Source organism: Streptomyces sp. NPDC031474 (assembly GCF_055581185.1).
This window is the reverse complement of the sequence record NZ_JBVIJX010000006.1, coordinates 273,310-292,315: the sequence shown is the minus strand read 5'-3', so window position 1 is coordinate 292,315 and position 19,006 is coordinate 273,310. Positions and strand designations below refer to the sequence as shown.

Annotated in this window: 17 protein-coding genes; 8 read left to right on the top strand and 9 right to left on the bottom strand. The window is 70.7% G+C overall.

Annotation, left to right across the window (positions count from 1 at the left end):
* The first annotated feature begins 75 nt into the window (after window positions 1-75).
* From ACZ5SK_RS14345 to ACZ5SK_RS14330, 4 genes are all read left to right on the top strand, one after another.
* Window positions 76-234, top strand: a complete 159-nt coding sequence (locus ACZ5SK_RS14345) for a DUF4177 domain-containing protein (protein WP_020129281.1) — start codon at window positions 76-78, stop codon at window positions 232-234.
* Window positions 231-695, top strand: coding sequence for a RidA family protein (locus ACZ5SK_RS14340; RefSeq protein ID WP_079660795.1), 465 nt, complete (start codon window positions 231-233; stop codon window positions 693-695). Before ACZ5SK_RS14345 ends, ACZ5SK_RS14340 begins: the two co-directional genes overlap by 4 nt.
* Window positions 696-788: 93 nt before the next feature.
* Window positions 789-1,670 (top strand): NUDIX hydrolase, encoded by an 882-nt coding sequence (locus ACZ5SK_RS14335; protein WP_334578266.1) that lies wholly within the window; start codon window positions 789-791, stop codon window positions 1,668-1,670.
* A 76-nt stretch (window positions 1,671-1,746) separates the two neighbouring features.
* Window positions 1,747-2,577 carry an MBL fold metallo-hydrolase gene (locus ACZ5SK_RS14330; protein ID WP_334578265.1) on the top strand — a complete coding sequence of 277 codons (831 nt, stop codon included), beginning with the start codon at window positions 1,747-1,749 and terminating at the stop codon, window positions 2,575-2,577.
* 60 nt (window positions 2,578-2,637) lie between these two features.
* On the opposite strand, the gene ACZ5SK_RS14325 is transcribed toward ACZ5SK_RS14330, so the two are convergent.
* The gene (locus ACZ5SK_RS14325; protein WP_468576048.1) at window positions 2,638-3,456 is read right to left on the bottom strand and encodes a nucleotidyltransferase domain-containing protein; all 819 of its coding nucleotides are present in this window, start codon (window positions 3,454-3,456) and stop codon (window positions 2,638-2,640) included.
* A 213-nt stretch (window positions 3,457-3,669) separates the two neighbouring features.
* Window positions 3,670-4,344, bottom strand: coding sequence for a Crp/Fnr family transcriptional regulator (locus ACZ5SK_RS14320; RefSeq protein WP_020129286.1), 675 nt, complete (start codon window positions 4,342-4,344; stop codon window positions 3,670-3,672).
* A 329-nt stretch (window positions 4,345-4,673) separates the two neighbouring features.
* Here ACZ5SK_RS14320 and nth point away from each other — a divergent pair, with 329 nt between their 5' ends.
* From nth to ACZ5SK_RS14305, 3 genes are all read left to right on the top strand, one after another.
* Complete coding sequence (nth, locus tag ACZ5SK_RS14315; protein WP_334578263.1) at window positions 4,674-5,558, top strand: endonuclease III; 885 nt, start codon at window positions 4,674-4,676, stop codon at window positions 5,556-5,558.
* A gap of 121 nt (window positions 5,559-5,679) precedes the next feature.
* The gene (locus ACZ5SK_RS14310; protein ID WP_334578262.1) at window positions 5,680-6,375 is read left to right on the top strand and encodes an NUDIX hydrolase; all 696 of its coding nucleotides are present in this window, start codon (window positions 5,680-5,682) and stop codon (window positions 6,373-6,375) included.
* 120 nt (window positions 6,376-6,495) lie between these two features.
* The gene (locus tag ACZ5SK_RS14305; RefSeq protein WP_334578261.1) at window positions 6,496-7,695 is read left to right on the top strand and encodes a MarP family serine protease; all 1,200 of its coding nucleotides are present in this window, start codon (window positions 6,496-6,498) and stop codon (window positions 7,693-7,695) included.
* A gap of 86 nt (window positions 7,696-7,781) precedes the next feature.
* Here the strand turns inward: ACZ5SK_RS14305 and ACZ5SK_RS14300 are convergent, their stop codons facing one another.
* The 6 genes from ACZ5SK_RS14300 to ACZ5SK_RS14275 all read right to left on the bottom strand — a co-directional run bounded on the left by ACZ5SK_RS14300 (window position 7,782) and on the right by ACZ5SK_RS14275 (window position 16,350).
* A complete protein-coding gene (locus tag ACZ5SK_RS14300) occupies window positions 7,782-7,964 on the bottom strand; it encodes a hypothetical protein (RefSeq protein WP_078890568.1) in 183 nt (60 codons plus the stop codon).
* A gap of 127 nt (window positions 7,965-8,091) precedes the next feature.
* Window positions 8,092-9,042: an alpha/beta fold hydrolase gene (locus ACZ5SK_RS14295; RefSeq protein ID WP_319674912.1), complete on the bottom strand. Its 951-nt coding sequence runs from the start codon at window positions 9,040-9,042 to the stop codon at window positions 8,092-8,094.
* A complete protein-coding gene (locus tag ACZ5SK_RS14290) occupies window positions 9,039-9,527 on the bottom strand; it encodes a phage holin family protein (RefSeq protein ID WP_079660787.1) in 489 nt (162 codons plus the stop codon). Before ACZ5SK_RS14290 ends, ACZ5SK_RS14295 begins: the two co-directional genes overlap by 4 nt.
* Window positions 9,528-9,603: 76 nt before the next feature.
* Complete coding sequence (gene nhaA / locus ACZ5SK_RS14285) at window positions 9,604-11,064, bottom strand: Na+/H+ antiporter NhaA (RefSeq protein WP_334578260.1); 1,461 nt, start codon at window positions 11,062-11,064, stop codon at window positions 9,604-9,606.
* 194 nt (window positions 11,065-11,258) lie between these two features.
* The gene (acs, locus tag ACZ5SK_RS14280) at window positions 11,259-13,217 is read right to left on the bottom strand and encodes an acetate--CoA ligase (protein WP_334578259.1); all 1,959 of its coding nucleotides are present in this window, start codon (window positions 13,215-13,217) and stop codon (window positions 11,259-11,261) included.
* 376 nt (window positions 13,218-13,593) lie between these two features.
* Window positions 13,594-16,350, bottom strand: a complete 2,757-nt coding sequence (locus ACZ5SK_RS14275; protein ID WP_468576045.1) for a bifunctional SulP family inorganic anion transporter/carbonic anhydrase — start codon at window positions 16,348-16,350, stop codon at window positions 13,594-13,596.
* 336 nt (window positions 16,351-16,686) lie between these two features.
* On the opposite strand from ACZ5SK_RS14275, the gene ACZ5SK_RS14270 reads away from it, so the two are divergent.
* Window positions 16,687-17,967 carry a polysaccharide deacetylase family protein gene (locus ACZ5SK_RS14270; protein ID WP_334578257.1) on the top strand — a complete coding sequence of 427 codons (1,281 nt, stop codon included), beginning with the start codon at window positions 16,687-16,689 and terminating at the stop codon, window positions 17,965-17,967.
* Here ACZ5SK_RS14270 and ACZ5SK_RS14265 read toward each other — a convergent pair.
* The gene (locus ACZ5SK_RS14265) at window positions 17,957-18,961 is read right to left on the bottom strand and encodes an ATP-binding protein (protein ID WP_468576043.1); all 1,005 of its coding nucleotides are present in this window, start codon (window positions 18,959-18,961) and stop codon (window positions 17,957-17,959) included. The genes ACZ5SK_RS14270 and ACZ5SK_RS14265 overlap by 11 nt on opposite strands.
* Between the last annotated feature and the right edge of the window lie 45 nt (window positions 18,962-19,006).

Sequence of the window (19,006 nt, the reverse complement as noted above, 5' to 3'; positions counted from 1 at the left end):
TGGACAACGCAGTCGGCAATCGGCCACATGGCCTGTGGAACAGCCCCTCGGGCAACAGCCGATACAGTCGGCCCCATGACCAAGTGGGAATACGCAACCGTGCCGCTGCTCGTCCATGCCACGAAGCAGATTCTGGACACCTGGGGCGAGGACGGCTGGGAACTCGTCCAGGTCGTGCCCGGCCCGAACAACCCGGAGCAGCTCGTCGCCTACCTGAAGCGGGCGAAGGCGTGAGCGCGGTCGAGGCGAGGCTCGCCGAGCTGGGGCTGACCCTGCCCGCGGTCGTGCCGCCCCTCGCGGCCTACCAGCCCGCCGTGCAGTCCGGTCCGTACGTGTACACGGCCGGCCAGCTGCCCATGGTGGAGGGCAAGCTGCCGGTCACCGGCAAGGTCGGCGCCGAGGTCACCCCCGAGGAGGCCAAGGAGCTGGCCCGCACCTGCGCGCTGAACGCCCTGGCCGCCGTCAAGTCGGTCGCGGGCGACCTGGACCGCATCGCGCGCGTGGTGAAGGTCGTCGGCTTCGTGGCGTCGGCCACCGACTTCACCGGCCAGCCCGCCGTACTCAACGGCGCGAGCGAGCTGCTGGGCGAGGTCCTCGGCGACAAGGGCGTGCACGCGCGCAGCGCGGTGGGCGTCGCGGTGCTGCCGCTGGACGCGCCGGTGGAGGTCGAGATCCAGGTCGAGCTCGTCCCCTAGGCGCGCTCCGCACGCCCTGCCGGGGTCCCTCAGGCATGCTCTGACCTCGGGGACCTCTCGAACATTCGCTCACCACGGGATAGCCTCGCGCCCATGGCGAATGGGCAGTGGTTTCCCCAGGACTGGCCGGAACGCATCCGCGCGCTCGCGGACGGCGCCCTCACTCCGGTCGTCCCGAAGCGCGCGGCCACCGTCATGCTCCTGAAGGACACCGACAGCGGCGGCCCCGTCGTCCACATGCTGCGCAGACGCGCCTCCATGGCCTTCGCCGGAGGCGCGTACGCCTATCCCGGCGGCGGCGTCGACCCACGCGACGACGACCTGCACGTCCGCTGGGCGGGCCCCACGCGCGCGTGGTGGGCCGAGCGGCTCGGCGTCGACGAGACCGCGGCCCAGGCGATCGTCTGCGCGGCGGTGCGCGAGACCTACGAGGAGGCCGGTGTCCTGCTCGCGGGGCCGACCCCCGACTCCGTCGTCGGCGACACCACGGGCGCCGACTGGGAGGCCGACCGGGCCGCGGTGGCCGCTCGCGACGTGTCCTTCGCCGAGTTCCTCGACCGCCGCGGCCTGGTCCTGCGCTCCGACCTCCTCGGCGCCTGGACGCGCTGGATCACCCCGGAGTTCGAGCCCCGCCGCTACGACACCTGGTTCTTCGTGGCCGCGCTCCCCGCGGGCCAGCGCACCCGCAACGCCTCCACGGAGGCCGACCGCACGGTGTGGATCCGCCCGTCCGACGCGGCCGCCTCGTACGACAAGGGCGAGCTGCTGATGATGCCGCCCACCATCGCGACCCTGCGCCGGCTCGCCCCCTACGCCACGGCCGACGAGGCGCTCGCCGCGGCCCCCGACCGCGACCTGACCCCCGTCCTGGCGCAGGCCCGCCTGGAGGACGGCGAGGTCGTGCTGTCCTGGCCGGGGCACGACGAGTTCACCAGGCACATCCCTGTCGACACGACGGGCGGCGGATCCGCGTGACAGACGTGACAGACGTGACAGAGGCGACAGACGTGACGGGCACCCGACAGCCCCGCCCGACGGAAGGCTCCCTCGTATGACCGACGCAGCCGCCCTCCCCGGCCAGCCGCGAGGCGGGGTCCTCTCGGGGCCCGCCACCCCGCGCGCGGTCAACGTTCTGGCGCCGAACGCCTCCGCGATGACCCTGGACGGCACGAACACCTGGATCGTCTCCGAGCCCGTCTCCGAGCTGGCGGTCGTGATCGACCCGGGCCCCCTGGACGACGGCCACCTGCGCGCGGTCGTCGACACCGCCGAGCAGGCAGGCAAACGCGTCGCCCTGACCCTGCTGACCCACGGCCACCCCGACCACGCCGACGGCGCCGTCCGCTTCGCCGAGCTGACCGGCACGAAGGTACGGGCCCTGGACCCGGCGCTGCGGCTGGGCGAGGAGGGCCTGGGCGCGGGGGTCGTGGTCACCGTCGGCGGCCTGGAGCTGCGGGTCGTCGCGACGCCCGGCCACACCGCCGACTCGCTCTGCTTCCACCTCCCGGCCGACCGGGCCGTCCTGACCGGCGACACGATTTTGGGCCGCGGCACGACCGTCGTGGCGCACCCCGACGGCCGCCTGGGCGACTATCTGGACTCCCTTCGACGGCTGAGGTCCCTCACGGTCGACGACGGCGTCCACACGGTCCTCCCGGGCCACGGACCCGTCCTGGAGGACGCCCAGGGCGCCGTCGAGTTCTACCTCGCCCACCGTGCCCACCGCCTCGCCCAGGTCGAGACGGCCGTCGAGAACGGCTTCCGCACCCCCGCCGAGGTCGTCGCCCATGTGTACGCCGACGTCGACCGCTCCCTGTGGCCGGCGGCGGAGCTGTCGGTACGGGCCCAGCTGGAGTACCTGACCGAGCACGGCCTCATCTAGCGCGTGTTTCCACAGGTGGTCGACCAGTTCCCACAGGTGGTCGACACGCCTGGGTCGTCCCTACGGGCGCGGGGTTTTGACGCCGTGCACGCGCGCGTACTCCTGCACGAGCCAGGGGCCGAGGTCGTCGACGTACGACTCCAGGACGCCCGGGTCCCCCGTCGGGTCGTAGCCGCGGACGGCCGCCGCCCGCACCTGCTCCGCGCGCGCGGGGTAGTACGCGCCGAACGCCGCCGCCATCTCGTGCAGGTCGCTCGTCCAGCCGTTCCAGCGGGGCATGACGAGGGTGAACGCGGTGCGCACGAGGTGCCGGGACATGAACCGGACGAGAGGCCGCCGGGCCTCCTCGGAGTCGTCCGCCGAGGAGATACGGGCACGCCAGCGCGGCAGGACCAGCGCGAGGTCGCCGTTGGTCTCGCGCGCGAGCAGCGAGTCGGGACGGTAGCGGGGGAGGTACTCGGCGAGGTCCTCGCCGAGCAGGGGCGTGCACAGGCAGGCCACGAACCACCCCAGGTCGTGCCGCTCCAGCTCGCTCAGCACGCACCCGTGGCCGACGAGAAGCGTCGCGCCGCCGTCGATCTGCGGGAACTCCTCGTCGAGGGACTCGTCGAGCGCCCGGCCGTCGGTCCGGTCCGCGTCGGTGGGCTCTTCGCGCAGGACGACCAGGAGGTCCAGGTCGCTGCGGCCCACGCGCGCGGTGCCGCGAGGGATCGACCCGTAGAGGTACGCGCTGTGCAGCCGGCCCCCGAAGACGTCCGGGATCCGGTCCCGAGCCGCCGCGACGACGGGTCCGAACGCATGCGGCACGCGCGCGAGGGAGCCTTCGCGGGCGATGTAGCCCTGGGAGTCGAGCCCCCGCAGGGGAACCGTTTCGCTCATGGGCCCACTGTGCATGGCTGGGCAGTGGCGGGCAGCGCATTTTCGGCGCCGGTCACGGTGAATCAGCCCGTCCGGCGTTTGAGGACGAGGCCCTTTGAGGGCCGAAGCGGGGGCCTGGGGGCCTGAAAGGGAGGCGGCAGTGAGGGCCTGGGGGCGGCCGCCCCCAGTGACGGTCACACCGACCTGCCTCACCGCTCAGCCGGCGGCCGGCGCCTAGCGCGACCGCTTGGCCAGCCGCTCCACGTCCAGCAGGATGACCGCCCGCGCCTCCAGGCGGAGCCACCCGCGCTGGGCGAAGTCCGCCAGCGCTTTGTTCACGGTCTCGCGCGAGGCGCCGACGAGCTGCGCCAGCTCCTCCTGCGTCAGGTCGTGGACGACGTGGATGCCCTCCTCGGACTGCACGCCGAAGCGGCGCGAGAGGTCCAGCAGGGCGCGGGCCACGCGGCCGGGGACGTCCGAGAAGACCAGGTCGGACATGGCGTCGTTGGTCTTGCGCAGGCGCCGGGCGACGGCGCGCAGCAGCGCGGTGGCCACCTCGGGGCGGGCGTTCAGCCAGGGCTGGAGGTCGCCGTGGCCGAGGCCGAGGAGCTTGACCTCGGTGAGGGCGGTGGCCGTCGCCGTGCGCGGGCCCGGGTCGAAGAGCGACAGCTCGCCGATCAGCTCGCTGGGGCCCACCACGGCCAGCATGTTCTCCCGGCCGTCCGGGGAGGTGCGGTGGAGCTTGACCTTGCCCTCGGTGACGACGTAGAGCCGGTCGCCCGGGTCGCCCTCGTGGAACAGGGAGTCGCCACGGGCCAGGGTCACCTCGCTCATGGAGGCGCGCAGTTCTGCGGCCTGCTCGTCGTCGAGAGCCGCGAAGAGCGGGTTGCGCCGCAGGACGTCGTCCACGAGTTCTCTCCTTGTCGACCTGCTCAGGGGATCTTGCTCCCCCGCTTACCAGGGGACCGTGTTCCCCATTTTGCCGGACGGTCCAAACAGTGTGATCTGTCACAAGGATGCCGCACACGTGTCCCGAGGTAAGCGGCAGGGGTCCAATTGGGGGCTGATCTTCAGGGTCCGGGGCGGATGTCGGTGCCGGGCTTTAGGCTGGCCGGGTGTCCAAATCGCCGGTGAGAGCACAGGCCAAGGGGGCTGGACGGGTGGTTGTACGTCGCGTTTCCGCTGTGGGCGAACAGGACTCCGGCGGTGGTGACAAAACGGCAAAGGTGACAAAAGAGATGCCTGCGAAAAAAGCGGCCGGCACTGGGAAGACGGCCGGAACGGAGAAGACGGCGGGCAGCGAGAAAGAGGCCGCCGCCGCCGTCGTCAGGAGGACGGCGGCCAGGAAGCCCGAGTCCCGTACCGCCCTCGTGCGCCGTGCCCGCCGCATCAACCGCGAGCTCGCCGAGGTCTATCCGTACGCCCACCCCGAGCTGGACTTCGAGAACCCGTTCCAGCTGGTGATCGCCACCGTCCTGTCCGCCCAGACCACCGACCTCCGGGTGAACCAGACGACCCCCGCCCTTTTCGCCAAGTACCCCACCCCCGAGGACCTGGCCGCCGCCGACCCGGAGGAGGTCGAGGAGATCCTCCGCCCCACGGGATTCTTCCGGGCCAAGACGAAGTCGGTGATAGGCCTCTCCAAGGCCCTCGTGGAGGAGTTCGCAGGCGAGGTCCCCGGCCGGCTGGAGGACCTTGTCAAGCTCCCCGGCGTCGGCCGCAAGACGGCTTTCGTGGTCCTGGGGAACGCGTTCGGCCGCCCCGGCATCACCGTGGACACGCACTTCCAGCGGCTCGTACGGCGCTGGAAGTGGACCGAGCAGACCGAGCCCGACAAGATCGAGGCCGCCGTCGGCGCGCTCTTCCCCAAGAGCGAGTGGACGATGCTCTCGCACCATGTGATCTTCCACGGCCGCCGCATCTGTCACGCCCGCAAGCCCGCCTGCGGAGCCTGCCCCATCGCCCCGCTCTGCCCGGCGTACGGCGAGGGCGAGACGGACCCGGAGAAGGCGCGGAAGCTCCTGAAGTACGAGAAGGGCGGCTTCCCCGGCCAGCGCCTGAACCCGCCCCAGTCCTACCTGGACGCGGGCGGCAGGCCGGCCCCGCCGCTGGGGGCCGGATGACGGGAGGGCCGACGGCGGCGGGGCAGCCCGTCGTCCGTGCACGAACGACCGTGAGGCGGTCCCCGGAACGATCTGTCGGTGCTCGGGCGTTGGACCGGGCAGAACGGGGGGTGGTGTGGCGATGACGCGTGCGAGCAATACCCAGGGCGGTCCGGTGACGCTCAGCAAGAAGGGCCTGCCGGGCTGGCTCGATCCGGTGGTGCACGCGGCGGAGACGGTCCAGCCGCTCCAGCTCAGCCGCTTCCTGCCCCCGGCGGACGGCGCGGGGCGCCAGTCCGCCGTCCTCATCCTGTTCGGCGACGGCGAGCGCGGCCCCGAGCTGCTGCTCATGGAGCGCGCGAGCTCCCTGCGCTCCCACGCGGGCCAGCCCTCGTTCCCGGGCGGCGCCCTCGACCCGGAGGACGGCGACCCGCACGGTGACGGGCCGCTGCGCGCCGCGCTGCGTGAGGCCGAGGAGGAGACCGGCCTCGATCCGTCCGGCGTCCAGCTCTTCGGTGTGCTGCCCAAGCTGTACATCCCGGTCAGCAGCTTCGTCGTCACCCCGGTGCTGGGCTGGTGGCGCGAGCCGAGCCCGGTGGGCGTCGTCGACCCCGGCGAGACGGCCCGCGTCTTCACGGTGCCCGTGGCGGATCTCACGAATCCGGACAACCGGGCCACGACCGTGCACCCCAGCGGCCATCGCGGCCCGGCATTCCTGGTGGAATCCGCCCTTGTGTGGGGGTTCACGGCCGGCGTCATCGACCGTCTGCTGCACTTCGCGGGCTGGGAGCACCCTTGGGACCGCGAGAAGCAGGTCCCGCTCGACTGGCGGTCATGACAGGGTGTCCACCGTGCTGTGTCTGCCTGGGGGATGCTGTGTCCCGTTGCCGCTTCGCGGCGGGCCAGATCCCCGGCCGACCTGTGGTGACCGTGAATTGATGAGGCGAGGCGCGAAGCGGTGAACGTGCTGGACATCCTGTTGTTGGTCGCGGCCGTATGGTTTGCGGTCGTCGGCTACCGCCAGGGTTTCGTCGTCGGCATCCTGTCGGTGATCGGCTTCCTGGGCGGTGGCCTGGTCGCCGTCTACCTGCTGCCTGTGATCTGGGACGCCCTGACCGACAACTCCGAGGTGAGCACCACGGCCGCCGTCGTCGCGGTCATCGTCGTGATCGTCTGCGCCTCGGTCGGCCAGGCCCTCACCACGCACCTCGGCAACAAGCTGCGCCGCTACATCACCTGGTCCCCGGCCCGCGCGCTGGACGCCACGGGCGGCGCGCTGGTCAACGTGGTGGCGATGCTGCTGGTGGCGTGGCTGATCGGTTCCGCGCTCGCCGGCACCACCCTGCCCACGCTGGGCAAGGAGGTCCGTAGCTCCAAGGTGCTGCACGGGGTGTCCCAGGCGCTGCCCGACCAGGCCGACACATGGTTCGCCGACTTCTCCTCCGTCCTCGCGCAGAACGGATTCCCGCAGGTCTTCAGCCCGTTCTCCAACGAGCCGATCACCGACGTCCAGCCGCCCGACCCGGCCCTGGCGAACAGCCCGGTGGCCAGGCGCGCGCAGCGCTCCATCGTCAAGGTCATGGGCACCGCGGAGAGCTGCGGCAAGGTCCTGGAGGGCACCGGCTTCGTCTTCGGCGAGCGCCGCGTCATGACCAACGCGCACGTCGTGGGCGGCGTCGACGAGCCCACCGTCCAGATAGGCGGCGAGGGCCGCAAGTACGACGCCACGATCGTGCTGTACGACTGGAAGCGCGACATCGCGGTCCTTGACGTACCGGATCTCGACGCGCCCGTGCTGCAGTTCACCACGAAGGACGCGACGAGCAGCGACGACGCGATCGTCGCCGGGTTCCCGGAGAACGGGTCGTACGACGTCCGTGCCGCGCGCGTACGCGGTCGCATCACGGCCAACGGACCGGACATCTACCACCGCACCACCGTGCGCCGTGACGTGTACTCGCTGTTCGCGACCGTCCGTCAGGGCAACTCCGGCGGCCCGCTGCTCACCACCGACGGCAAGGTGTACGGCGTGGTCTTCGCGAAGTCCCTCGACGACGCCGACACCGGCTACGCCCTCACCGCGGACGAGATCCAGCAGGACGTCGACGCGGGACGTACCGCGGGCCAAGAAGTGGACAGCGACAGCTGCGCCCTCTGAGCGAAGGCTGCTCTCTCTGCGGCGAAGATTGCGCTCGCGGAGCGCCTGTTGCGTCCTCCAACGGGTCCCGCAAGCCCTTGGGCGGGTCAGCCTCGCGGGTGACGCAGGCGGACCGACACCCAGCGGGCCCGGCGGCGCAGGATGCGCGGAATGCCCACCCGGAGGTCGGAACCCGGCAGTTGCGGGTCGGCACCTCGTTGGTGGGGGCTCAGGCCACTGGCCGAGCGGCGGTTGCGTGCTGCGTCACTGTAGTCGTGCGTCCAGCCCATACCCCGACGTCTGCCCCTGCCCCAAGGTCGATAACCGCCCTCAGGCCCGCCAATTGGCCTATGCGCCAGGCATTTGGCTGTTCGTAGTACAGCTGTTCAGGTCCGGATACCGGGCGCGATGGCCTGGTCACCGATCGGGTTCGGGATCCTTCAGCCAATTGACCAGTTCCGTGGAGAAAGCGACCGGATCCTCCTCGTGCGGGAAGTGGCCCAGACCGTCGAACAGCCGCCAGCGGTACGGCGCTTCGACGTACTCGCCGGAGCCGGCCGCACTGCGGGTGCGCATCACCGGATCGAGGGAGCCGTGCAAGTGGAGCGTGGGCACGCGCACGGGCCGCTTCATGCGCCGGTAGAACTGGACGCCGTCCGGGCGGGCCATCGAGCGCACCAGCCAGCGGTACGGCTCCACCGCGCAGTGCGCCGTGGACGGGATGCACATCGCACGCCGGTACGTCTCCACCGTCTCGTCCTCCGGCAGTCGCGGCCCGGACCACTCCCGGATCAGCCGGCCCACCAGTTCGCCGTCGTCGGCGGTGAGCTGCCGCTCGGGGATCCAAGGCCGCTGGAACCCCCAGATGTGGGAGCTCGCGGTCGTCTGCCGGACGTCGGCGAGCATCGCCGAGCGCCAGCGCCGGGGATGCGGCATCGAGGCGACGGCGAGCCGCCGCACGAGCTTGGGGCGCATCACGGCCGCCGTCCACGCCAGATAGCCGCCCAGGTCATGGCCGACCAGTGCGGCGTCCGGCTCGCCCAGGGAGCGGATCACGCCGGTGATGTCGAGGGCGAGGTTGGCCGGGTCGTAGCCGCGGGGCGTACGGTCGCTGCCGCCCACGCCCCGCAGGTCCATCGCGACGGCCCTGAAGCCCGCGTCGGCCAGCGCGACCAGCTGGTGCCGCCATGTCCACCAGAACTGCGGGAAACCGTGGACGAGCATGACCAGCGGACCGTCGCCCAGCTCCGCGATGTGGAACCGCGCGCCGTTCGCGGCGACCTCGCGGTGGGTGACCTGGACGCCGAAGACCGTGTCCGGCCGTACGACCGAAGCGGGCTGGGCCGAGGGAGTGGCGGGGTCCGTCATGACGACGAGCGTCCCACAGCCTCGATGGCCGCCGGGACCCGATCCTGCGGGAGCTCGGGCCGCGGGTGCGGCTTGGCGTTCTGCAGGACGCCCGCGGTCTCCTTCATGGACGCCGCGACCTTCTGCGGGCCCTTGCCCTTCTGCGCCTTCTTCGCGAAGAGCACGCCGATCAGCACCAGGACGAGCGCGACGAGTACGTTCGCCGCGAACGACAGCAGGAAGCAGACCGCGAGGTTCCAGTCGCTCCAGGTCCGGATGCCGTACGCCAGCGCGAAGTTCAGCATCGGCAGGGAGAACACCAGTACCGCGCCTGCCACCGAGAACGCCCCGCCGCTCATCGCGCCGCGCTTGACGTCCTGCTTCAGCTGCGCCTTCGCCAGCGCGATCTCGTCGTGCACCAGCGCCGACAACTCGGTCGTCGCCGAGGCGAACAGCTGGCCGATGCTGCGTTCGGCGCCGACCGGGCTGCCGTCGGGTGCGCTCATCGCGTTCTCCCTTTTCTGCTGCTACGTGTATCCGCTGCTGCACTCGTTCTGGATTCTTTTGTACCGTCCCGTCAGATCATGCCGGACGGTCGCCCTCCTCGCCCGCCCCGCCCGCCACTTCGGCAAGCCCGTGGCGCGCTTCGGCCTCCTCCTGGGCGCTCCGCCGGGCGATCTCCGCGGCGATCCGGCGGTGCTCGGCGGCCTTGCGGTCGAGGATCTCCGCCATCCGCAGGTGGTACGCCGGGTCGTCCTGCTCGTAGACGTCCGGGATGCCGTCGAGGTCGTCGTCGCGCTCCTCCGCCTCCCACATCCGCCGGTACTTGGCGTTGCGCAGCTTCAGCAGGACCGTCGCCAGGGTCGCCGCGATCAGCGAGCCCAGCAGGACGGAGGCCTTGACCTCGTCGGTGAGCGCGGCGTCGCCCTCGAAGGCGAGCTCCCCGATCAGCAGCGAGACGGTGAAGCCTATGCCCGCGAGGGACGCGACGGCGAAGACGTCAGCCCAGGCGACGTCCTCACTGAGCGAGGCCCGGGTGAAACGGACGGTCAGCCAGGTCCCGCCGAAGATGCCGATCGTCTTGCCGACGACGAGACCGAGGACCACACCCAGCGTCTCCGGCCGGGTGAACACATCCGCGAGCGCGCCGCCCGAGACCGCCACACCCGCGCTGAACAGGGCGAACAGCGGCACCGCGAGACCGGCGGAGAGCGGCCGGACGAGATGCTCGATCCGCTCGCCGGGGGAGTGCTCCTCGCCTTCGCGCGTGGTGCAGCGCAACATCAGGCCCATCGCGACACCGGCGATCGTGGCGTGGACGCCGCTGTTGTACATCAGCGCCCAGATCACCAGCGCGAGCGGTACATAGACGTACCAGCCGCGCACGCCCTTGCGCAGCAGCAGCCAGAAGACGACGAGCCCGAGGACCGCGCCGCCCAGCGCTGCGAAGTCGATGGTGTTCGTGAAGAACACCGCGATGATCAGGATGGCGAACAGGTCGTCGACGACGGCGAGGGTGAGCAGGAAGGCGCGCAGCGCGCTCGGCAGGAAGGTGCCGATGACGGCGAGCACGGCGAGCGCGAACGCGATGTCGGTGGCGGTGGGCACCGCCCAACCGCCCAGGGAGCCGCCGCCGGTGAGGTTGGTGAGTGTGTAGACGAGCGCCGGTACGGCCATCCCGCACAGCGCGGCCACCACGGGCAGCGCGGCGGCCTTCGGATCCTTGAGGTCACCGGCCACCAGTTCGCGCTTGAGCTCGATGCCGGCGACGAAGAAGAAGACCGCGAGGAGGCCGTCGGCGGCCCAGTGTGCGACGGAGAGGTTCAGCCCGAGGGCATGGGGGCCGAGGTGGAAGTGGCTGACGCTCTCGTAGCTGTCGTGCAGCGCGGGGACGTTCGCCCAGATCAGCGCGGTGACGGCGGCTACGAGCAGCAGCACACCGCCGACCGTCTCGGCGCGCAACGCCTCCGCGACGAAGTTCCGTTCGGGGAGGGACAGCCGTCCCAGGACCTTGCGGGGACTCGGGGTGCGGGGCGCGGGCACGGTGGGGACCTCCGGTCGGTGGGCAGGACTGAGCACATGCCGACCAGACTTCCCGGCGCACCTATTTTGTTTAGTCTACCTAAAGTGCGCTGGGAGGAATCCGGCGATTCCTACGTTAGGTGCGAAAAGGCACCCGGCGCGCACCTGTCACCGGGTGCCCTGCAAGGACGTACTCAGTCCTCGCTCGGCCCTTGTCAGTCCTCGCTCGGCGCTGCCGGGAGCTTCGACTGGATGAGGTCCATGACCGTGGAGTCGGTCAGTGTGGTGACGTCACCGAGCTGGCGGTTCTCCGCGACGTCCCGCAGCAGCCGACGCATGATCTTGCCGGAGCGGGTCTTCGGCAGCTCCGCGACCGGCAGGACCCGCTTCGGCTTGGCGATGGGGCCGAGCGTGGCGCCGACGTGGTTGCGCAGATCGGCGACGAGGCTCTCGTCCTCCGCGTTCGCCGTGCCGCGCAGGATGACGAAGGCGACGATGGCCTGCCCGGTCGTCTCGTCGGCGGCGCCCACCACGGCCGCCTCGGCGACGGACGGGTGGGAGACGAGGGCCGACTCGACCTCCGTGGTGGAGATGTTGTGCCCGGAGACGAGCATGACGTCATCGACGCGCCCGAGGAGCCAGATGTCCCCGTCGTCGTCCCTCTTCGCGCCGTCCCCGGCGAAGTACTTGCCCTCGAAGCGGGACCAGTAGGTGTCGAGGAACCGCTGGTCGTCGCCCCAGATGGTGCGCAGCATCGACGGCCACGGCTCGGTGAGGACCAGGTAACCGCCTCCGCCGTTCGGCACCTCGTTCGCCTCGTCGTCGACGACGGTCGCGGAGATGCCGGGCAGCGGAGTCTGCGCGGAACCGGGCTTGGTCTCGGTGACGCCGGGCAGCGGCGAGATCATCATCGCGCCCGTCTCGGTCTGCCACCAGGTGTCGACGATGGGGGTCCGGTCGGCGCCGATGTGCTTGCGGTACCAGATCCAGGCCTCGGGGTTGATCGGTTCACCGACCGAGCCGAGGACGCGGAGGGAGGAGAGATCGAACTTCGCGGGGATGTCGTCGCCCCACTTCATGAACGTACGGATGGCCGTCGGCGCCGTGTACAGGATCGTCACCCCGTACTTCTGCACGATCTCCCAGAAGCGGCCCTGGTGCGGGGTGTCGGGCGTGCCCTCGTACATGACCTGCGTCGCGCCGTTGGCCAGCGGGCCGTACACGATGTACGAGTGCCCGGTCACCCAGCCGACGTCGGCGGTGCACCAGTAGACGTCGGTCTCCGGCTTGAGGTCGAAGACGGCGTGGTGCGTGTACGCGGTCTGCGTGAGGTAGCCGCCGGAGGTGTGCAGGATGCCCTTCGGCTTCCCCGTGGTGCCGGAGGTGTAGAGGATGAACAGCGGGTGCTCGGCCTCGAACGCCTCGGGCGTGTGCTCGGTGGACTGCCGCTCCACGATCTCGTGCCACCAGACGTCACGGCTGTCGTCCCAGGCGACCTCCTGGCCGGTACGCCGGACCACCAGCACATGCTCGACGTTGTCCACGCGCGCGACCGCGTCGTCGACGGCCGGCTTCAGCGCGGACGGCTTGCCGCGCCGGTAGCCGCCGTCGGACGTGATGACGACCTTGGCGTCCGCGTCCTGGATCCGGGTGGCCAGCGCGTCCGCCGAGAAGCCGCCGAAGACGACGGAGTGCGCGGCGCCGATCCGGGCGCACGCCAGCATCGCGATCGCCGTCTCCGGGATCATCGGCATGTAGACCGCGACCCGGTCGCCCTTCCGAACTCCCAGCTCCAGCAGGGCGCCTGCGGCCTTCGACACCTCGTCCTTGAGCTCGGCGTAGGTGATGGCGCGGCTGTCGCCGGGCTCGCCCTCGAAGTGGATGGCGACCCGGCCCCCGTGCCCGGCCTCCACATGCCGGTCGACGCAGTTGTAGGCGACGTTGAGCTCGCCGTCCTTGAACCACTTGGCGAACGGCGGGTTCGACCAGTCCAGCGTCTCCGTCGGCTCCTTGGCCCAGGTCAGCCGGCGGGCCTGCTCGGCCCAGAAGCCGAGCCTGTCAGCCTTGGCCTGTTCGTACGCCTCCGCCGTGACGTTGGCGTCGGCCGCCAGCTCGGCGGGCGGCGCGAACCTGCGCTCTTCCTTCAGCAGGTTGGCCAGGCTTTCGTTGCTCACGACATCTCCCTCTCGAAGGGTGTCCGTGTCCGTTGTGTCCCAGGCCACAGCTCATCAGACCCAAGGGCCCGGTGACAAGGGCCGACGAAAAATTGGTTTAGACCTATTGGGGCGTGTCCCGGGCAGTGGTAACCGGTAACCGGTAACCGGTACCCGGGGCCATTGGTACCCACGGACGGCGGCCGATCGGAGTTCAGCTGGTGTAACGCCTTTCACACCCGTTCCTCGGTGCGGGTGCGGGTGCGGGTGCGGGTGCGGGTGGGCGTGGGCGTCGGCGCGGGTGTGTGGGTGTGTGGGCGTGGGTGGGGGCGGGGTTGGGCTTGGGCGGCGCCGGCCGAGGAGAGGGGCTCGGCGGACGCCGCCCTTCGTCACGTCGTCACGCCGTCAGGTCCGTCACTCCCACATGGTCGAACAGCTCGCCGCCGTTCTCTTCGGTGAGCAGGTACGTCTGTGCCTCGCCCACGTGGAAGTACAGCCCGTGCAGCTCCAACGCCCCGGCCCGCAGGGCTCGGGCCACCGACTCATGGGCCCGCAGGTGCTCCAACTGCTGGACCACGTTGGTCAGGCAGAGCTGCTCGACCGAGTCCGCCGGCGCCCGCCCGGCCAGCCGGGCCCAGGGGCGGCTGTCGTCGCCCATCCGCTCCAGGCTGGGCAACCCGTGCCGCAGCCACCGCTTCAGCGGGGTCCGGGGGCCGCCGGGTTCGGAGGCGAGCAGCGCCTGCATGGCCCCGCACCCGGAGTGCCCGCACACCGTGATGGACCGCACCTCCAGCACGTCCACCGCGTACTCGATGGCCGCCCCCACCGAGTCGTCTCCGCTCTCCTCACCGGGCGGCGGCACGAGGTTGCCCACGTTGCGGACCACGAACAGATCGCCGGGACCACTGGAAGTGATCATCGAGGTGACCAGCCGTGAGTCGGCGCAGGTGAGGAAGAGCTGGGTGGGCTGCTGCCCCTCCCGCGCCAGCCGCGCCAGCTCGCCCCGCACCAGCGGCGCGGTGTTGCGCTGGAACGCGCTGATGCCACGCACCAGTTGATGTCCACTCGGCCCGGCGTGCCCGGCGTGCCCGGCGTGCCCGGCGTGCCCGGCGTGCCCGGTGTGGCCGGCGTGCCCGGCATGCTTGGGGTTCTCGGTGTGCCCGGCATGACCGGCAAGCTCGGCGTTCTTGGTGTGCTCGGCGTGCCGCGCGTTCTCGGCGTGCGTGGCCTGACCGGCATGTCCGGGGAGCTCTGCTGCTTCCTCGGGCTCGGTCCTCTCCTTTCTCTTCCTCTGGGCTGTGTCCGGCGGCTCTGTCGAGCTCGGCGTGTCCGTGGAGTCCGCCGTCCTGGGCGGCCGGGGCGCCGCTGTCGTCGCCGTTTCCCGTGGCATCTCGCACTGGTGGTTCCGCCACGGTGTCCAGGGGCGGCAGCGGCAGTCGGCGATGGCGGTGTCTATGGTGGGAGCCGGGCCGAGACCTCGGGGAGCGGCCGACTCGCTCTCCTCGGCTCTGGAGTCGTCACCCCTGCCCCTGCCCCTGTCCCTGCCGGTGCCGGTATCGGTATCGACGTGTGTCTCGAGTACGGCTCCGGTGCCGAGCGCTGTGCCGGTGCGGCGGCCGGTCAGCTCCACGGAGCCACCGTGCGCGGTGTGCGCCTTCTGCCAGTCCTGCAGGGACTCGTACGCCGCGTGATCCATGAAGGAGCCGTCCAACTCGACCACGACCTGGGTGCCTTGGGGCACGAGGTGCAGCATGCGGCTGAGCCGCGGCACGGCGAGGAACGTCAACTGGCCTCGTACGTGTACGTGATGGACTCCTTCCTTCTCGTAGTGCGTGATGCGGGTGCGGGTGAGGCGGTGCAGGGCGACGGCTACGGCCACGGCGATGCCGAGCATGACGCCCTCGAGGACGCCGAGGAGCACCACGCCGAGGGTGGTGACGGCGTACACCAGCACCTCTCGGTGGCGCGTCACCGTGCGAATGTGGTGCAGGGACACCATCTGGATGCCGACGGCCATCACCAGGGCGGCGAGTGAGGCGAGCGGGATGAGATCCAGGATCGGGACCATCAGCAGCGCGGCGACTACTACGAGAACGCCGTGCAGCATCGTGGAGTTCCGGCTCACGGCACCGGCTTGGACATTCGCCGAACTGCGCACGGCCACACCTGCCACCGGCAATCCGCCGAGTGCGCCGGACACGATGTTGGCCGCCCCCTGACCGAGCAGCTCGCGGTCCAGGTCCGAGCGGCCGACGCGGGTGCAGCGGGAGCCGAGCAGACCGGGGCGCGAGGCGATCAGCTTGTCCACGGCGATCGCGCCGAGCAGTGACTGCACGCTGCACACCAGGGTGGTGGTGAGGACGGCGGCGGCGATCCCGAGCACCGGCCCGTCGGGCAGCCCGGCCAAGGCGTGACTGCTCCAGGAGGGCAGGTCGACCTTGGGCAGGGTGAGGCCGGTGAGCGCGGCGGTCGCGGTGGCGCCCGTGACGGCGACGAGCGCGGCCGGTACGTGGTGCAGCAGACGGCCCACCCGGCCGGGAATGCGCGGCCAGAGCAGCAGCAGGGTCAGGGTCAGCGCGCTCACGGCAACGGCCGCGGGCTGCAGTCGGGCCAACTGGGCGGGCAGGGCACGGAGGTTGTCGAGGACGGAGCTCTGGGGGCTGCCGCCGAGGACGATGTGCACTTGGGCGACGGCGATGGTGACGCCGATGCCGGCGAGCATCCCGTGCACGATGGCGGGGCTGACGGCGAGGGCGGTGCGCGCCACGCGCAGACAGCCGAGGCCCAGTTGGGCGAGTCCGGCGAGGACGGTGATGCCGCATGTCGTCCGCCAGCCGTAGCGCTGGATGAGATCGGCGGTGACGACGGTCAGGCCCGCTGCCGGGCCGCTGACCTGGAGTGGTGAACCGCCGACCCGGCCGGCCACGATCCCTCCGATGGCAGCGGCGACAAGGCCGGCCTGGAGAGGCGCGCCGGTGGCGAGGGCGATGCCGAGGGACAGGGGCAGGGCGATCAGGAAGACCGCGATCGAGGCGGACAGGTCGGCGCCCGCGATGCGGAAGCGGCCGTGCGGGGCCGGTGGGGGGCTGTGGGGTGGGCGGGTGCGCTCGTTGCGCGTCGAGTGGGCAGTGCGGGTGGGGGCGCAGGCGGACATGTTTCCCGTCTCCTCCGGGGCAGCGCGGTCGCGGAACTGGTGGTCCCCCGGCTGTGGCGGGGGCGGTCGCGGCCGTGGGTCACGGCGTGCAGCGGCGGGATGAAAATCAACGCTCGGTAAACTAATCGTAATGCAGAGTAAAGGTCAAGCATGGATTTTTGTGTCAAATAGGGCAGTTAATCACTCGCAAGAGTGAAGCGGTCTTTTTGTCGGCTTGTCGTACTAATTCCTTCTCGGCCTCGTGCGACCTTGACGACGCCGCCGGCTCGTTCCGGCGCGTCATCAGAGAACGCCCTCGTCGGCGTTGGCCGAGAGAAGGAAGAAGGTGGGCGCCGGATGGCCGCCACCCAGAGGATCGCCGCGGGCGCAGTGGTCGCCGCGGCTGTCGCCGCATCGCTCGCCGGTTGCGCGACGGGAACCGATGGTTCCCATGGTTCCAAGCCAGGGGTGCCGGGCCCGCAGCAGGCGAAGCCCGCCCCGGCGCCCAAGAGCGCGGTCCGCCTGATCGGCGACGGCTCCACCGCCTACACCGGGGCACAGCCCCACCTGCCGCGGCCGGAGCGTTTGAAGCCGGGCGAGAAGCCGCCGCAGTTCGTGGTCTTCTCCTGGGACGGCGCGGGCGAGGACAGCCAGCGGCTGTTCTCCCACTTCCGCAAGGTGTCCAAGGCCAACCACGCGACGATGACGTACTTCCTCAGCGGCGTGTACATGCTGCCGGAGGAGAAGGCCGACCTGTACAAGCCGCCGCAGCACTCGCCGGGCCGCTCCGACATCGGTTTCAACGACGAGCAGGGCATCGCCGACACCGTGAAGCAGTTGCGCCTGGCGTGGCTGGAGGGCAACGAGATCGGCACCCACTTCAACGGCCACTTCTGCGGGAAGAACGGCGGCGTCGGCGAGTGGTCGGTCGAGGAGTGGAAGGACGAGATCGCCCAGGCCAAGCAGTTCGTGAAGACCTGGAAGACCAACACCGGCATGAAGAACGCGGCTCCGCTGCCCTTCGACTACGACAAGGAACTCGTCGGCGCCCGCACCCCCTGTCTGGAAGGCCAGAGGAACTTCATGAGGGCCGCCCACGAGCTGGGCTTCCGCTACGACACCAGCGGCGTCGACAACCAGGTCTGGCCCGGCAAGAAGGAGGGCCTGTGGGACCTGTCGATGCAGCTCGTGCCCTTCCCCGGCCACACCTACGAGCAGCTCACCATGGACTACAACTTCATGGTCAACCAGTCCGGCACCGCCACCCAGGGCGATCCCGACAAGTACGGGTTCTGGGGCGACCAGATGCGGGACGGCCTGCTCAAGGGCTTCGACCGGGCCTATGACGGCAACCGCGCCCCGCTGATCATCGGCAACCACTTCGAGTCCTGGAACGGCGGCACGTACATGCGCGCCATCGAGGAGGTCGTCGAGAAGGTCTGCAACAAGCCGGACGTGCGCTGCGTTTCCTTCCGCCAGCTGGCCGACTGGCTGGACGCCCAGGACCCGCAGACCCTGGCCAGGCTGCGCACGCTGGAGGTCGGAGAGGCCCCGAAGCAGGGCTGGGCGTCCTTCCTGCCCGGCGGCCCCGCCCCGGCCCCGAAGGGCGCGCCGGGGGCGCCGGCGGTCAGGCGGTAGCCGTCACGCAGCCGTCATGCGAGGCCGTGACCGCTTCGGTGAGGACGAACCCGGGGTCGACCTGCGCCGCCAGGTCGGCCCCGGTGCGTTCGTTGCCCCAGGACTCGGCGTTCTTCAGATGGAAGTGCACCATCTGCCGTGTGTAGCGCTTCCAGTCGCGCCGCTCGTACGCCGAGTCGACGGTCGTCCGCAACAGGCGCAGGGCGTGGCGGTTGGTGTCCTCCAGGAGCTCGAACCGGGGCGGTCGGCCCTTCTCCATGGCGCGTACCCAGTCGGAGTGCCCGACCGTCACGAGCAGGTCGGCCCCGACCTCGGCGCGGAGGAAGTCGATGTCGTCCTGGCCCTGCACCTTGTTGCCGACGACCTTCAGCTCGACGCCGAAGTCGCGGGCGTACTCCTTGTACTGGAGATAGACGGAGACCCCCTTCCGGGTCGGCTCGGCGACGAGGAACGTGACGTCGAAGCGGGTGAACATGCCGGAGGCGAAGGAGTCCGAGCCCGCCGTCATGTCGACCACGACGTACTCGTCACGCCCGTCCACCAGGTGGTTCAGGCACAGCTCCACCGCTCCCGTCTTGGAGTGGTAGCAGGAGACCCCCAGATCGGCGTCCGTGAAGGGGCCCGTGACCATCAAACGGACGGCGCCGCCGTCGAGTTCCACCGGCCGGGCCAAGGCGTCGTACACCGGGTTGTCCTCGCGCACCCGCAGCAGCCGGGAGCCCTCGCCGGGCGGTGTCGTCTTGATCATCGTCTCGGCGGAGGTGACGCGGGGGTTGGAGCCGCGCAGGTAGTTCTTGATGAGTGACAGCCGGTCGCCCATCGCGGGCAGTGCCGCGGCCGTCGCCTCGTCCAGGCCGAGGGCGGGCCCCAGATGCTGGTTGATGTCCGCGTCGACCGCGATCACGGGGGCGCCGGTGGCGGCGAGGTGGCGGATGAACAGGGAGGACAGGGTGGTCTTGCCGCTGCCGCCCTTCCCGGCGAAAGCAATTTTCATGTTCACCAAAGGTAGTGGGGTGATAGCTGTATGTGGCAGGCGTGC